Genomic DNA, 13,485 nt, shown 5'->3' with positions numbered 1-13,485 from the left:
CAATACAATTTAATAGTTTTAGGGGTTCTAAGTGAAAGTAATTGGTGTACGTGTTTCAACGAAGGGTTCGACTAATAGTTTCTTCGCAGAAATAAGCAGGAATATTGAGAGTAAATTAAACCTCTACGTCTACAAGCATCCCAACGATAACATCTATTTAACAATAGCCTATACGTCCTCACCTCTTGATCCAGGTAAGTCATTTAGGGGTATGAGCAATATAGAGAAATCTAAAATTATAAGTATCGAAAAACAGCTCGGGAAAAATGAGAGCGTAATAGTAGCGTTGAAGGAGAGATGTGAATTCTACGATCTAATAGAAAGCTACAACGTGTTTCTATCAATTCCATACATTATTGAAAAGGGAAGACGAATATTCTGCGTTTTCGGCGACCAAAGGAATATCGATAAGTACCTTGAAAACCTTGGAGCATACTATGGTAAAAACAATATAACCACGAAGAAGACAACGCTCAGTGAATGTATAAGACTAAATATTGGGGGCTATGTATCCTCATATATTCTGTCAGCACTAACAAAGAGAGAAAAGGAGATCCTGGTTAAGGCCTTCAGTCTAGGCTACATCTCTCATAGGCGTAGGACAACACTAGAAGACCTCTCACTGGAAATAGGTCTAGCTAAGCCTACAACCAGCATTATGGTTAGGAAAGCCGTTGAAAAACTAGTTAAAAAAATCCTTGAAGACAATAATATCCAAGACAGCTATAACTAATCTCTAATACTCCTCGGACTAGGTGGATACACTACTATTCCATCAATAGGCTTCTTATCTAGATAATTCATAACGGCCTCTACCACGGCTTCATCCATCCCTGCAAGCGCCTCAAACGTATATGCTGCTATATGAGGAGTTATTATGACGTTGGGATACCTTAGTAAAACATGATCATGCCCTATTGGTTCACCTTCCACGACATCTGCGGAATACGCTGCAACAATCCCTTTTTCAATATATTTGATCAATGCATTGGTATCTACTAATTCTCCTCTAGCCGTGTTAACTATTATCATTCCTTTCTTAGCCTTCTCGAAAAATTTTTCATTTAACATATATTTTGTCTCATTTGTTAATGCTGTATGCAACGTCACAATATCGCATTCCCTGGCTACATCCTCTAGAGAGGCTGCATAACGGTAGCCATAATACTCTACTTTCTCGCGTGGAACGTATGGATCATATACCATTATTTTTGCACCAAACCCCTTGGATAGTATCTCAGCAACCCTGGAACCTATGTTTCCAAACCCTATGATCCCTATTGTTAAATGATTAATCTCCTTGCCCACATATTTTGCTCGCTCACTCCATTTACCCTCCTTTACAGCTATATATGATTGGGGGACATACCTCAGTGCTGATAGCATTAATGCAATGGTATGTTCGGCAACCGCTTCTCTTTCCCTCCAGCCGGGGACCCTAGCAACTATTACGCCGTGTTCTCTCGCCGCCTCTACATCTATATTATCATATCCGATGCCATGTCTCACTATTAGTACAACCGTCTTATTATGCTCGAAGAACTCTCTGTCATAGATAGGTGTAACACTAGCGATAATTATGTGGTATCCCTGGAGCTTCTCTGCTAGTGGTTTACCTTTTAGGTCTTTCCCCACTTCTATTTTATCGACGACACCTACCTCCTTTAATCGCTCAACAGCATTTGTGTATACACCAAATGATTTAGAGTTTACTATCGCTATTTTAACCCTAGACATTCATATCACCTAGCACTTTGTTTAATGCTACTTTCAATTCACCTATTGTTTTCTCATCGTAGTCGAAATCCAGTTGTAACGGCGGATAACCTGGCTTCAACCCTCTTAATGAAGCCAGCTGCCTTAGAACTTCCTGCGACTCGACTGGTATTTTACTTATTTGCTTCCTTAAACCATTTATCTTGTACTGTAGCTCGACAGCCTTCTTGATATCTCCGCCTGTCACAGTCTTATAGAGCTCTACAACGATTTCAGGTATAACGTTTGAAACGGCACATATATGTGCATGGGCACCTATAAGGAACGTGTATAAGATCAACTCATCGCCGGCACCAGCAATAAAGTACTTGTGGCTGAATCTCTTAACATATTCTAGTAATTGATCCACGTCTTTACTCGTATCCTTGATCCCTATGACTGACCTAACTGCATCCACTATGGCCTGGAAATCATCTGGGGAAATATTATATCCCTGCCTATTCTTATTATTATATATCACTATATTAAGCTCGGTTCTCGAAGAGACTTCTTCGAAGAACCTGATCATCCCTTTTCTCGTTGGCTTATGAAATATCGGCGATATCAAGCTTACATCCTTGTATCCGAGATCCTTTACTTCCCTAGCTAATTCAAGCACTACATCAATAGATGCCGCACCTATATGTGGTAGTAGGTATATGTTTGATGGCGCATACTCGAGTGCCTTCTTAAACAGTTCAATTCTTGTTTTAACAGGTAGTATTATCCCTTCGCCGGCAGTACCGGTTAAATATATTCCTGCAACACCTTTGCTTGCCTGGAACTCTATGAGGTTCTTTAAGCATTCGTTACAAAGAGTTAGATCCTTGTTTAATGGTGTTAATAATGCTGTGATGATTCCATGTACTCGCATTAATATACCACCATTATGAAATATTTTTAGTGAAAGGTTTTTAGTGGATAATAAAATCTGTTTTATTGATAAAATACCAAGATTAGAGATTACCCGAGAGGTTAAACAGGAAGAAGCCTCTTCACAAACTCTTTCATAAAGGCTCTTCGCCTACCTAGAATAGTGGCGAGACCCGGAGATGGATTGACCCCATGTTTCATATAATTGTTCTCAATCAACTCCTCGATATTCTTTCTAGATGCATAGTTCAGGCTACTTAACACTATTAAAGCATTACCTATATGGGAAACATCAGGTATATCAGTATATCTAACTGGTTTACTAAACATATTTGAGATCATTAGGGGCGTTAATGAAATGGATGCTATCTTTCCAGCAAGCCTAACCTCGTTGAACACTATATTATTCTCTTCAAGAGACTCTGTGAATAGTGAGAGAAGGAAAACTATTCCTTCTATAATTGAGCCCAATAGACTACTTAAACGGGCTGTAGGCTTCAGCCCAATGATATTCAAACCCATCCCACTTAGATGCGGGATTCTCTCATCATATAGAAGGGGGATCACGTAGGGAGCATCCTCAAGTATCTTTTCATCCCTATATACTTCGCTACTGTACTCTTCAAGGTTCTTAACTATGTTTTCCATATTCATACCTAGAAGGTCAGCAATATAGTTTAAAACGATCCCAGCATTATTTATTCCTCCCCCTGGTATCCACGTATTCCTGTAGAAATAATAAGTCTGAAACCTCATATACCCTGATTCATCAATAACCGGGGTATCCGAGATGCTTCTAATCATCCCGCTAGTACCTATATTTACAACTGCTATTCTATCTCTCCCACCGGTTAAACCGTAGATCATGGCCGCTCCATCATATAATCCCAGGACAACCGGCGTCTTTTCTGTGATACCTGTCTTCAATGCAATGCCTGTTCTCATATAATCTGAGAAATCGCCTTCTCTTAAAATAGGTAGCTGTTTCTCATCAATGCCCGCTATTTCAAGCGCTAAATCATCCCAGCGTAGTTTACGAATATTAAGTAATTGATAAGTTCCACTAGCTGTCGAATAATCTGTAACCGGATATCCAACGAAATAATTCATGAGGAAGGACTTAGAGTCCAATATATAACAGTCATTACTTATTATCGATGGATGCATTTTCTTAAAATAGAGGATCTTTGGAAGAGAATATATGTGGAGAGGGGGACAACCCGTCCTCCTATATAGCTCAGCCCCATATCTACTTATCTCGTATAGAACAACCTTGGATCTCTCATCGACCCAGGTAATGATGTTTGACTTATACTCCCCCATGCTCGTCATGAATAGAGCGGAGAAGAGATATGAGGAGAATACTACAGCATCCGGCTTTCCATGAGAAAAAGACAGGTGTCTAATTATATTCTCTATATTGCTGAGTATGTACCTGGGATCATGTTCATAGATGCCTCCTGCCTTATCCTCAATATGTCTCTGCTTAATATTCACTTGTTCAACAATATTTACATTCATGGATGAATCACTGAATTCTATAAACGCGCCCTTTATATTTGTGGTGCCGAGGTCTATGGATATGATCCTTAACAATAATATCCACCTGTCTCAGCATTGGAGCCTATCAGGAATAATATACATGTAGAGGTTTTGATAAAACAGTAATAAAACTGTTTTTATTCCGGTGGAACGCTATTGTCCACACAATGTATTCTTTAATGCATCCATGACCTCTTCCTTTTTAACGTCACGGGTTCTTCTCAGTGTTACATGGTCTGGTTTGCCGCCTCCCTTAATGCCTTTCCCAGATAGCTCCTCTGTTATTCTCCTTAAGTCTATGTTCTTCTCTACCGCTTTCTCGGGTTTAACCGCTATTTCGATTAGTTCACCAGTATCTATAATGGCGAGTACTCCGTGCTTCAGTGAAAGTTCTTCAAGTACTTGTTTAACTAGTTTCTCATCGCTAAAGGGTGGCTCCACGTATACTATATCAACGCCACAGAGGCTGGCCTTCTCGGCAAGGGCCTTCGATATAATAGTCTTTTCCAGGATACCCCTGTACTTCTCGAGTACCTCTAGCGTCTTATCGTACTCCCTTTTAATCTTCTTCACAGTAGAAGCTAAATCCCCCTGCTTAGAGCCCAGGATTGATAGGGCTTCCTTGATCTCGCTCTCCAGTAAGCGTATTTCGTCAACCAGCCTTGTTGACGCTATGAATTCGAGCCTGATTACTCCGTCCTGTATTCTCTCGGCATTAATTATTTTCACACCGCCTACTTCACTAGTGTTAAACACGTGGGTTCCGAAGCAGGCCTGCGCATCCCAGCCAGGTATCTCAACTATTCTGAGGATTGGAGAGTATATTGCGCCACCCTGGTATATCTTCAACCCGTACTTATTCTCGGCCTCAAACTTACCCGTGTAGTGGAACCTTAGATCCACTCTGTCCTCGATTATCCTGTTAGCCAGCTCCTCTATCTTCCTCACATCCTCTGGTGTGAGGGACTTATGGTGTGTTATATCTAGCCTAGCCTTCTCAATGGTTTTCTCAGCACCGGCCTGCCATACATGGTCGCCAAGTATATACCTTGCTGCTGCGAGTATAATATGTGTTGCAGTGTGGTGTTTCATTAACCTATATCTCCTATACCAGTCTATTACGACCCTAACCATTGTATTCTCATTGATCTCCACGGGCTCCTTCAATACATGTATTATTACATCGCCAACTTTCCCAACGTATTCAACCTCATATCTCCTTCCATCCACCTCGATGAAACCTGTGTCATGATCCTGGCCTCCGGCCCACGGGTACATAACCGTTCTATCCAGGATAAGGTATTTTCCCCTAACCCCTAACACCTTAGCATCAACACTGGTTAGATACGGGTTCTCATGGAAAACCCTATATGTAGCAGGGAATCCAGAGGCCCATTTAACCACGTCCTCGGGGAACTCGTGCTCCTTCTCCTTCACTAACACGCCTGGGGAGGAATGTCTCTGAGCTATTCTAGAGTAGAAGTCACCCGGTATCTCTACTTCTACACCATGCTCCCTGGCTCTTTCAGCAACAAATTCAGGGGGTATTCCATGTGAATCATATATTGTAACGAGATCTTCCAGCAAGAGCTCTCTTTTCTTTTTAAGCAGCTTGTCAACGATGTCTATTCCACGACTGACGGCATCTATGAACTTAGAGGCCTCCATGGTTACTACGTCCAGTATATAGTCCCTGTGCTTCTCAAACTTGCCATATATGTAGTCGTTCTTCCAGTACTTTACCTGGCGATCCAGTAATTCCTGAACCACATCTGTGAGCCTGCTGGGTTCGACGCCGAGCCTGGCGAGGTTTCTGAGGAGGCGCCTGATCACGAGTCTGGCCAGGTATCCCTCACCGGTATTCGATGGAACCACGCCATCCGAGAGCATAAGGCTTATTGTCCTGGCATGGTCTAGAGCGCTATATAAATATATTGTCTTCACGAATTCATCCACGTAGTCTCCGAACCCTAATTCACGAAGTAGTCTCTCATACTCATGTATGCTTCCAATTTCCTTATCGCTCAACAAGTAAACAGCTTTCTTCAACACATCGTAGCTGGGCTCCTCGACCCCGAGTACATCCTTGTACTCGTTAACCAGCCTACCATATATTGCATGGAAGCCCGTCGGCGTCTTCTGGGTGAACCACGCTATTCTCTCTATCCCATACCCGCAGTCGACGACTAAGACAGGGTTCTCCACGTATTTACCGTCAACAACCTTATACATCATGTGTACTAGTGTTGCCAACTCCATGCCGTCAACCAATACCTCTGGAGCGGGCCCAGCATTACCCCCGCCCTCCCACCATCCCTCCTTAAACACCAGGTCGTCGAGGTCTATGCCTATCTCCTTATTAAAGAACTCTATTGTGTTATCCAGTATCCCCTCAACCCAGTAAACGAATTTACCCGGTTTATTAAAAGCATGCATCCCACCCATTTCAAAACTGGTTAAATGCCGTCCAAAGGTTAACCCCACGTTATCTATATCGCTCAGCCTTATAGACGGCTGGATTATAACTAGTGGATTATATGGGGGATCAACAATGCCGTCTGTAACAGCAGGCTGGAATACAACTATTGATGCTATGGTTAAATAGAGGTCATTTCTCCACCTAGCTAGAACTGGATAGGGATCCACTACGCCGTGCCCCTTTGACTTGAGGAACCCTATAAACTTCTCCCTTACCTCCTGGAGGCTTAAGGGCCTCACCCTTTTATACTCCTTGTAGAGGAACTCATACTTGCTACAAGGTCTATCCGGGCAAGTATCCCTTGGAATCCTACTCCATAAAACACCCTCCTCGCATCTCTTACAAGTGTATTTCTCATAGCCGTACTTGCGGAGATAGTCAAAGCTTATGTTTTTAGACATGGTTTTAACTAACCCCTCTCTAACTTAGGATACCTAATGATAAGAAAGCAAATTAAGTTTTCGTAAAACTCTAAAAATCTTTATCATCGTCTACAATACTATTATTTCAGCCGAATAGTGCTGAGAAACCTTCTGAGAGGGCTTCCTCACTAAGCTCCTTAGACTCCTCCTTCTTCTCCTCCTCACCCTTCTTCTCTTCACCAGCGGGTGCAGCCGCTGGAGCCGCTTGAACCGGGGCGGCTGCCACAGGTGCTACAGCAGCCTGTTCAAGGACCTTGGCTATATCAATGTTTTTAATGGCTGCAACCAGGGACTTCACCCTTACTTCATCTACTTCAACACCTGCTGCCTCAAGCACCTTCTTCACATTTTCCTCGCTTATCTCCTTTCCAGCCTTATACAGCAATAAAGACGCATATATATACTCCATACCCTGCACCTCCACTTGTTCAAAGCATTACTGCAGGATTTAAATCTAGAAAGTAGCTTTTAAAGCTTCACCATGCCTCCCAGGCAAGAATTTAGAAACAAAAAATCTTCGCCCCAAGTGCATCCCTATACCTGAGATGACACCACCCTGGTATGGGTTCGCCAAGCATTAGATTCAACATCATAGGATCCCGAAGAGTCCAAATACCTGGGGATAATGCTATATCATTATAGAAATGAGAGAATCATAAGCCTAATCATGGTTAAAAATCAGTGATGAAGTGATTAAGGCTCAGCCGAATAGTGCTGAGAAACCTTCTGAGAGGGCTTCCTCACTAAGCTCCTTAGACTCCTCCTTCTTCTCCTCCTCACCCTTCTCCTTCTTCTCGCCTTCCTGTTTAACTGGTGCTGGAGCCTGTTTAACCTCTATACCCAGCTCTGGAGCATACCTTGCTACCTCAACAGCCAACGCGTTGGCTTTAGCAACAGCCGATAAGAATACCATTTCAACTGTCTCAGGTGTTATAAAGCCTGTCTCCACAGCTAGTGATAAGGCGTGCCTGTGAGCCCTTGATATAACTAGTGGTAGTACCTCTGGCTCCGGCAGTGCTACTTCAACAGCTATCTTTAAGGCGTCGAGGTGAGCCGCCATAATGTTGCTTCTATACTCGTCTAGATTTAGTATGAGTTTATCGCCTGGTATAACAATACCCTCATAAGCTATCTTAGGCCTAAGCCGTATCTCTTTTAATGCCAACCCAAGTTTCTGGAGTAGGCTAGCTAGATCACCAGAGACAACATCGCCTGGTTTAGCCACCACTGTATCCTTAGCTACATGGACAACATTCCCCTGGACCTTGGTTGGTATCTTGAGCCTTCCAAATACACTTAACATAGGGCCTGGAGGTATACCAGTGTTACCCTCAGGTATGACTATCTCCCTATCTGTTTTCTCACCGGGCTTAAAGTATGTTTTAGTTACATGGGAGTCCATCAGCATTGCAAGCTCGAACGCGTTCATATTAGTGAATACAACTAGTATTTGACCAGTGAGATGCTCTTTAAACGGCTCCGGGTTCAAGCCAGCCTTTTTTAAAGCGATCTCCAGCAACCTCGGCTTGACTACCCTTAGCTCCGCTTTACCATACAGCTTCTTCCTCAGCATTTGAATATGGTTGGCTGGAATACCAGTTATATCTGCTATAGCGAAAGCTTTACTGCCCTTGATCAGGCCAACGAGTTCCTCCACTACCTTAATCTTCCACTCAGGTATCTTCCTAGCTGTAAGGGACATATTGATCACCTGTACACTTCTACCGGCATACCCATTGTAGTCTTAAAAACAAGCTTAGCAATGTTGCCAGCACCTGATGGAAGCCTCTGCTCTATCACCGATAAAATAGCCAATGCGTTTTCAGCGAGATCCCCAGGACCCATGTCCTCAGCGCCTATCGGAACCATTATCTGCGGTTGATCCTTAACCCTTGCAACAACGGTATTCATGTATCTCTTTATGAGGGCTGGTATATTAGCTGAAGCAGGTATCGGAATAGGTGCCTTACCCCTGGGGCCCAGGGCCGGGCCCAGAGTACGCCCTGTTAAAGCCATCAAATCCGTTCTAACCAAGACCCAGTCGCATTGATCAGCTATTTTCTTCGCCTGTTTCTTGCTTAAACCCTGGAGATCCTGACTCGTTAACACTATTTTAGCACCGGCCTCCCTTGCTTTAACCGCCAGCTCTTCATCCCCCACCACACATACGCTTAACTCTTTACCCCTGCCCTTAGGCAGCGTTATAAACTCCCTTATTTTCCCAGCCTGACCCTTCACATCGATATCTCTTAGCACTACTATCATTTCAACACTCTGCTTAAACCTCCTACCTTTCCCAAGGACTAGCGCCTTCTCTATGGCGTTAACTAGTGATTCACGAGTATACGCAGGCATCATTGACCACCCTTACTCCACTCTTCTTCATACCTAGATAAGATTTCATCGTAAACACCTTCATCAACTAGTTTCTGAACCTCCTTCGGATCCTTTCCATCAACAGTTATACCTATGGATCTAGCCGTGCCTAAGACTGTTTTAACAGCTGCCTTTAGTGTTTTAGCTGTTAGCGAATCCCTCTTCAATATGGCAACTTTAACAGCCTGCTCAAACGATATATTACCTATCTTCTGGTGAGCCGGGTCACCTGTAGGCTGCTTTGCACCAGCCTCCTTCATTAATAGAGCCGTTGTAGTTGGTATGCCAACCCTTATCTCGAACTCCTTGGTGTCAGTGTCTATTGTTATCTCAACCGGAACCGATAACCCCTCGAAATCCTTCGTTGCATCATTAATCGCTTTCACAACCTGGGGTATGTTAACCTTGTACGGGGATAGGGTAGGCCCTAGGGGTGGGCCTGGTGTAGCCTTCCCTCCCTCAACCATTACCCTTATGGTTTTCTTCACCATTCCTACACACCCTTACTTATCTTCTTAACATAATCACCCGGTATTGTAATAGGTATTGTGAAAGCGGCCTCTAAAATATTCACTGTAAGCATGTTTTTATTTCTATCTATGCCCGCTATCCTGGCACGCATACCCCTGAAGGGGCCCCTCGTGATCTCTACTTCATCACCCACGTTAAGTTCCTCTATAACTGGTTTAGGCTTCAAAAGCTTCTCGAGTTCCTCGTAGGACACCTTAATCGGCCTACCGGCTTTAACATACCTGATATCGGAGATGACCTTGTAGAGCTCGCCTAGCCTCTCAACCTCGATGAACACGTAGCCCCTTACATTTGGAGGTATTATGATACTTCCAATACTGGTTTCCTCTCCCCTAGCCCGCATCTCATCGATCCTCATACTTATAATTAAAGCGGTATCCAGCTCTCTGCCCAGCGTTGTTTTCACCGCATATATCTTCGCCGCACCCCCACCAGACTCCTGTGATTCACTCAAGATAATCACCCAGTATAGGGGTAGAGAAACGTGTAAAATATCATTCTTATAGCGAATGAGATACCGCCTACTATGGCTAGCCCAAGTAAACTTATCTTTAATATGGTCCAGTACTCATCCCACTCGGGCTTCGTAGCTATTAGTAAAATCCTCCTCCAAGCCTCTACTAGCTCACGTAAATCCAAGTCATTACACCCCTGTTTCACTGTAAACCAGTTAAAATCCTCTCAACGTATTCGATTGGGTTAAAAGGTTTTAAATCCTTATAGTCCTGTCCAACCCCTATGAATAACACTGGTTTCTTTAAGATGTAGACTAGGCTTAATGGCACTCCTCCTTCTTCATAGGCGTCGACCTTCGTAACCACTACGCAGTCAACGCCTACAGCCTCATTAAAGAACCTGGCCTGCTCTAATGCATCGTTACCTGTTAAAGCATCTACGACAAGTATTTTCACATCGGGCTTGGCAACTCTTACAATCTTCTTAAGCTCGTTCACCAAGTCAACGTCAACATGCATCCTCCCAGCTGTATCAATCAGGAAGACATCGAAGCCCCTGTTCAATCCATACTGTATTGCGTCATAGACCAGGGCAGCCGGGTCCGAGCCGTATTTACCAGTGAAGACAGGGATACCCGTTCTCTCCGAGTGTATCTTCAACTGTTCCTGAGCCCCAGCCCTGAAAGTATCTGCCGCAACCATTAGGGGTTTAAACCCGTTCTCCCTCATGTATACAGCTACTTTAGCTATAGTGGTTGTCTTCCCCACGCCGTTAACCCCTAGGAAGACTATTTTCAACGGCTTCCTACCACTAGCCAAGCTAAGTAAGTCAATGCTATTCAACCCAGTGAAGTAGCTCAGCAGTATCTCCCTTAACGCCTTTACGAGATCCTCTCTCCTCTTAATCAACCCCTCCTCAACACGCCTCGTTAACTCCGAGGCTATGTTCTCAGCGACGTCGTAGGCCACATCATTGGCTACAAGGCTGAGTTTAAGCTCTTCAATTGACTCCAGCAGCTTCTCCCTTGATGAGAGGAGGGATGATGCTGTCTCAATAAACCTGGAGAATACTTCCCTCAGCTTCTTGAACAATTACCTTATCCTCCACCCTTGCTCTGAGATCCACCGTACCCACGGGATAATAACTGTTGTAGCCTATTTAATTCCTCTAGTACAACACTATACCTCTTCTGTAATTCCCCTAGTACTCTCTCAATATTACTGCTTCTCTTTGAAATAATCTCCAACGCCTTAGCCTTATCTGCTTTCAAATAATAGCCCAGCCCTAAGTGTACCAGTATCCCCTTGCTCCACTCCTTGTTTATTACTGCAGGTATCATCGCTGAGGATAATCTATCGAGGATTATATAGCCTTCCCCGCCATCCTCAGGCAGGTTCTTAAGGGTCTCTAAGGCGAGCTGGAGCTCTCTCTGTTGTGTTAGATAAGTGTTTATTGTTGAGGCAAGTATATTGGCATACTCTCTTAACTCGTTAAACCTCACTAATATTTCCTCTAATTGAATCCTTCCAGCCTCCTTTACTTCCTTAGCATCGTTCCCAGAGCTCATGGCTTTACAATCCTCTCAGCATTTGCTACCTGTCTTATGAATGTATCCCTCGAGGCACTTGGATCTATTTCCTCGATTCTCTCTATTCTTATATGATACCTCTTCACCTTATGGTTACTCCCCAGTATAGAATATACTTTCTCTAACACCTCTTTCTCGCTTATACCTCTTACATCCTTCGTGAACCTCTGCCAAGTAGGGTATCTATCATGGCTTATCAACATGTAGCCTGTAACCCTATATGTTTTAACCTCCACTACTCCCCACCTCCAAACCCCTTTCTAATCCTAAGTATCTCGGGACCCGTTGTATTGCCTCCTACAATTATACCGTGGTTATTGGCTAATAAACCACTCTTCACAAACGGTATTCCAGCGTTCACGGTTGCCCTTTCAACCCTTACCTTTAAGATTTCCTCTATGGTTTTTAAATCCCCATCACCGGCATCAGGGTGTACCACCCCGCCCTGGTCATTTACTACGAGGAGGCTACCCGGTATTTCCAGATTTAATAAGGGCAACTGAACTATTTCCACACCGAGGACACTGCTCAAATCCCTTACAACATCTCTCTCAAACAACGTGCTTGCAATACACCCCTTGTTATTACATACTAGTAGGTTTCCGAGCGCAGTGAACCTCGAGCCCGAGACGTAGGACACGATATCTATACCCTGCTCCCTAACCTGTTTTCTAAGAGACTCCAATTCATCATCGAATATTATCCTCGGCAGAATGATCGCGTTATCGTTTCCAGCTATGAAGACACCGTTCAGCACTGTGCCAGCTATCCTGGACTCAATTAATCCCTTAACCTTTAATACCTCGATCATTTCCCTTTGATCACTACTGCCTATCCCAGGAGGGAGAACCAGTATCTTACTATTTGTATACGCGTAGACCCCTATATTCGAGTTGCCGAAGAAACTCATCCTAGTGATCTCCAATTAAAACCACCGACCCTTCCTGAAACACTGAGAAATATATTTATAGCTAGAGGATTAAATAGTTCTTTAAGTATTCAAGCTACTTAACTCTCTTGAGAAAAACCCTGGCCTCCTTCTCATCCTTATTGAACCTTATTTCAACAACTACTCTTCTAGGAGGTTTCTCACGTCCATACGACCATATATACTTATTTAACTCTGGATCCAATATTATTTTTTCAGCATCCTTGAAGTGCCTGGCAACATATTTTCTCACTAATCTAATAGCTCTATCAGCCCTGTTCATGCGGCGTCCAAAGTATACCCTCTTCAATGGTATTACATGCACGGATTTAACCGTACCCCCGGATTCACTCATAGCTCAACCACCCCTAAATATTCTTAAGCTTACTCCTTCTCCAGTTCCTGAGGCTGAATCCCCTCCTAACCCTTAGACGGGTCTTAGCCGACACCCAGATCGGTATAGCCCTATTAGACTTCAAAGCAGCTGCAAGCCTAAGCTTCCTGGCAACGTGTTTGAATCTAGCCATATTTAAAC

The 13,485-nt window shown here is 43.6% G+C and carries 17 protein-coding genes; 1 reads left to right on the top strand and 16 read right to left on the bottom strand.

Translation table 11 applies throughout. From position 1 onward, the window contains the following. The first annotated feature begins 31 nt into the window (after positions 1-31). A complete protein-coding gene (locus tag QXV08_RS06230; RefSeq protein ID WP_342785895.1) occupies positions 32-733 on the top strand; it encodes a helix-turn-helix domain-containing protein in 702 nt (233 codons plus the stop codon). Here QXV08_RS06230 and QXV08_RS06225 read toward each other — a convergent pair. The 16 genes from QXV08_RS06225 to QXV08_RS06150 form a co-directional block, all read right to left on the bottom strand. Then, positions 730-1,737, bottom strand: coding sequence for a D-isomer specific 2-hydroxyacid dehydrogenase family protein (locus tag QXV08_RS06225; RefSeq protein WP_342785897.1), 1,008 nt, complete (start codon positions 1,735-1,737; stop codon positions 730-732). The genes QXV08_RS06230 and QXV08_RS06225 overlap by 4 nt on opposite strands. Then, positions 1,730-2,629 (bottom strand): dihydrodipicolinate synthase family protein, encoded by a 900-nt coding sequence (locus QXV08_RS06220; protein WP_342785899.1) that lies wholly within the window; start codon positions 2,627-2,629, stop codon positions 1,730-1,732. The genes QXV08_RS06225 and QXV08_RS06220 overlap by 8 nt, the downstream gene beginning before the upstream one ends. 101 nt (positions 2,630-2,730) lie before the next feature. Then, positions 2,731-4,224: a gluconokinase gene (locus QXV08_RS06215; RefSeq protein ID WP_342785901.1), complete on the bottom strand. Its 1,494-nt coding sequence runs from the start codon at positions 4,222-4,224 to the stop codon at positions 2,731-2,733. A gap of 99 nt (positions 4,225-4,323) precedes the next feature. Further along, positions 4,324-7,050: an alanine--tRNA ligase gene (gene alaS, locus QXV08_RS06210; protein WP_342785903.1), complete on the bottom strand. Its 2,727-nt coding sequence runs from the start codon at positions 7,048-7,050 to the stop codon at positions 4,324-4,326. A 106-nt stretch (positions 7,051-7,156) separates the two neighbouring features. After that, a complete protein-coding gene (gene rpl12p, locus QXV08_RS06205) occupies positions 7,157-7,480 on the bottom strand; it encodes a 50S ribosomal protein P1 (RefSeq protein ID WP_342785905.1) in 324 nt (107 codons plus the stop codon). 291 nt (positions 7,481-7,771) lie between these two features. Next, positions 7,772-8,773 carry a 50S ribosomal protein L10 gene (locus QXV08_RS06200; RefSeq protein WP_342785907.1) on the bottom strand — a complete coding sequence of 334 codons (1,002 nt, stop codon included), beginning with the start codon at positions 8,771-8,773 and terminating at the stop codon, positions 7,772-7,774. 5 nt (positions 8,774-8,778) lie between these two features. Beyond that, entirely contained in the window at positions 8,779-9,426 is a 648-nt protein-coding gene (locus tag QXV08_RS06195) for a 50S ribosomal protein L1 (RefSeq protein WP_342785909.1), read from the bottom strand. Further along, entirely contained in the window at positions 9,426-9,938 is a 513-nt protein-coding gene (locus tag QXV08_RS06190) for a 50S ribosomal protein L11 (protein ID WP_342785911.1), read from the bottom strand. The genes QXV08_RS06195 and QXV08_RS06190 overlap by 1 nt, the downstream gene beginning before the upstream one ends. A gap of 2 nt (positions 9,939-9,940) precedes the next feature. Beyond that, the gene (locus tag QXV08_RS06185) at positions 9,941-10,432 is read right to left on the bottom strand and encodes a transcription elongation factor Spt5 (protein ID WP_342785913.1); all 492 of its coding nucleotides are present in this window, start codon (positions 10,430-10,432) and stop codon (positions 9,941-9,943) included. Between the two features lie 5 nt (positions 10,433-10,437). Next, entirely contained in the window at positions 10,438-10,617 is a 180-nt protein-coding gene (locus QXV08_RS06180; protein ID WP_014767986.1) for a protein translocase SEC61 complex subunit gamma, read from the bottom strand. Between the two features lie 17 nt (positions 10,618-10,634). Next, the gene (gene ftsY, locus QXV08_RS06175; RefSeq protein WP_342785916.1) at positions 10,635-11,525 is read right to left on the bottom strand and encodes a signal recognition particle-docking protein FtsY; all 891 of its coding nucleotides are present in this window, start codon (positions 11,523-11,525) and stop codon (positions 10,635-10,637) included. A gap of 5 nt (positions 11,526-11,530) precedes the next feature. Next, complete coding sequence (locus QXV08_RS06170) at positions 11,531-12,001, bottom strand: prefoldin domain-containing protein (RefSeq protein ID WP_342785918.1); 471 nt, start codon at positions 11,999-12,001, stop codon at positions 11,531-11,533. Further along, on the bottom strand, positions 11,998-12,258 hold the full coding sequence (gene rpl18a / locus QXV08_RS06165) for a 50S ribosomal protein L18Ae (RefSeq protein WP_342785920.1): 261 nt from the start codon (positions 12,256-12,258) through the stop codon (positions 11,998-12,000). Before rpl18a ends, QXV08_RS06170 begins: the two co-directional genes overlap by 4 nt. Next, complete coding sequence (locus QXV08_RS06160; RefSeq protein ID WP_342785922.1) at positions 12,258-12,947, bottom strand: translation initiation factor IF-6; 690 nt, start codon at positions 12,945-12,947, stop codon at positions 12,258-12,260. Before QXV08_RS06160 ends, rpl18a begins: the two co-directional genes overlap by 1 nt. A 79-nt stretch (positions 12,948-13,026) precedes the next feature. Further along, positions 13,027-13,305: a 50S ribosomal protein L31e gene (locus tag QXV08_RS06155; RefSeq protein WP_342785924.1), complete on the bottom strand. Its 279-nt coding sequence runs from the start codon at positions 13,303-13,305 to the stop codon at positions 13,027-13,029. 13 nt (positions 13,306-13,318) lie between these two features. Beyond that, the gene (locus tag QXV08_RS06150) at positions 13,319-13,477 is read right to left on the bottom strand and encodes a 50S ribosomal protein L39e (RefSeq protein WP_012608779.1); all 159 of its coding nucleotides are present in this window, start codon (positions 13,475-13,477) and stop codon (positions 13,319-13,321) included. Positions 13,478-13,485 lie beyond the last annotated feature (8 nt).

The sequence above is a fragment of the Desulfurococcus sp. genome, from assembly GCF_038881575.1.
GTDB lineage: Archaea > Thermoproteota > Thermoprotei_A > Sulfolobales > Desulfurococcaceae > Desulfurococcus.
This window is presented reverse-complemented; position numbering and strand designations above follow the sequence as displayed.

Coding starts and splice junctions, on each gene's coding strand:
- QXV08_RS06225 (WP_342785897.1), bottom strand. CDS start 1,737: ATGTCTAGGGTTAAAATAGCGATAGTAAACTCTAAATCATTTGGTGTA.
- QXV08_RS06220 (WP_342785899.1), bottom strand. CDS start 2,629: ATGCGAGTACATGGAATCATCACAGCATTATTAACACCATTAAACAAG.
- alaS (WP_342785903.1), bottom strand. CDS start 7,050: ATGTCTAAAAACATAAGCTTTGACTATCTCCGCAAGTACGGCTATGAG.
- rpl12p (WP_342785905.1), bottom strand. CDS start 7,480: ATGGAGTATATATATGCGTCTTTATTGCTGTATAAGGCTGGAAAGGAG.
- QXV08_RS06200 (WP_342785907.1), bottom strand. CDS start 8,773: ATGTCCCTTACAGCTAGGAAGATACCTGAGTGGAAGATTAAGGTAGTG.
- QXV08_RS06195 (WP_342785909.1), bottom strand. CDS start 9,426: ATGCCTGCGTATACTCGTGAATCACTAGTTAACGCCATAGAGAAGGCG.
- QXV08_RS06190 (WP_342785911.1), bottom strand. CDS start 9,938: ATGGTGAAGAAAACCATAAGGGTAATGGTTGAGGGAGGGAAGGCTACA.
- QXV08_RS06170 (WP_342785918.1), bottom strand. CDS start 12,001: ATGAGCTCTGGGAACGATGCTAAGGAAGTAAAGGAGGCTGGAAGGATT.
- QXV08_RS06155 (WP_342785924.1), bottom strand. CDS start 13,305: ATGAGTGAATCCGGGGGTACGGTTAAATCCGTGCATGTAATACCATTG.
- QXV08_RS06150 (WP_012608779.1), bottom strand. CDS start 13,477: ATGGCTAGATTCAAACACGTTGCCAGGAAGCTTAGGCTTGCAGCTGCT.